This is a genomic window from Acidovorax sp. HMWF029 (assembly GCF_003060895.1).
In the GTDB taxonomy this organism is placed as follows: domain Bacteria; phylum Pseudomonadota; class Gammaproteobacteria; order Burkholderiales; family Burkholderiaceae_C; genus Acidovorax.
Window position 1 is genome coordinate 1 of the sequence record NZ_QAIH01000306.1, and the last position, 1,163, is coordinate 1,163.

A 1,163-nucleotide genomic window follows, 5' to 3' on the forward strand; every position below is an offset into this window, starting at 1 on the left:
CCTTGGTCGCCAATGCTATGCAGTGGAGGGTGCAAAGTAAAATCGATTTGAATCTTCTTATATATAGATAAATATCTATGAATATCACCTTCCGGCAGCTGCGGCTCTTTCTGGCGCTGGCCGAAACCGGCAGCGTCAGCGCCGCCGCCAAGGTCATGCACGTCACGCAGCCCACGGCATCCATGCAGCTGCGCGAGGTGGCGCAGGCCGTGGGCTTGCCGCTGTATGAAGTCATCTCGCGCCGCGTACACCTCACCGAAGCGGGGCACACCCTGGCGCGCACAGCGCGGGCCATCGCGGGCGAGTGGGATGCGTTCGAGCAGCGCATCGCCGGTGCCAAAGGCTTGACCAGCGGGCGCCTCAAGGTCGCCGTGGTCAGCACCGCCAAATACTTTGTGCCGCGCCTCTTGGGCAGCTTCTGCAAGCTGCACCCGCACATCGACATCTCGCTCGAAGTGCTCAACCGCGACCACGTCATCCACCGCCTGCGCGCCAATCAGGACGACCTCTACGTCATGTCCATGCCGCCCGCCGACCTGCCGCTGGAGGACCAGATCCTCATGCCCAATCCCCTGGTCTTCATTGCCCCCGCAGGCCACCCGCTGGCGGCCAAGAAGCGCATCAAGCTGGATCAGCTACAGGCCGAGCGCTTCATCCTGCGCGAAAAAGGCTCGGGCACCCGCATGGCCACAGACGCGCATTTGCGCCAAGCCGGCTTTGTCCCTGGCAACGTGCTGGAGCTGGGCAGCAACGAAGCCATCAAGGAGTCGGTGGAGGGCCAGCTGGGCGTGTCCATCGTGTCCCTTCATGCTCTGGGCCCGCACCACGAGGGCTTGGCTTTGCTCAACGTGGTGGGTTTTCCTATCCGCTCGCAATGGCACCTGGTCTGGCCCAAGGGCAAACAGCTGTCACCGATTGCCGAGGTGTTTCGCGGGCACTTGATGGAAGAGGTGGAGGGGTGGATGGGGCGGGGGTAACACAGGAGTTCCATTGTCTCGCAATGGCGTTGAGCTGAAGCTGTGAGAGATCGCAGAGGTTTAAGGATGTCCTGCATAACCCTCGCGAGTCGGTGGTAGTGCGGATCGGGACAGGCCGCAAGGCGTCTTTTTGCAGCCAATAGCCGGGCTATTGGCAAGAAAAGCAACGCAGCGGACTGCCCGAGG

Annotated in this window: 1 protein-coding gene; it reads left to right on the forward strand. The window is 61.9% G+C overall.

What is annotated here, in order from left to right:
* Positions 1-77 precede the first annotated feature (77 nt).
* Positions 78-977 (forward strand): LysR family transcriptional regulator, encoded by a 900-nt coding sequence (locus DBR12_RS20590; protein ID WP_108618927.1) that lies wholly within the window; start codon positions 78-80, stop codon positions 975-977.
* Positions 978-1,163 lie beyond the last annotated feature (186 nt).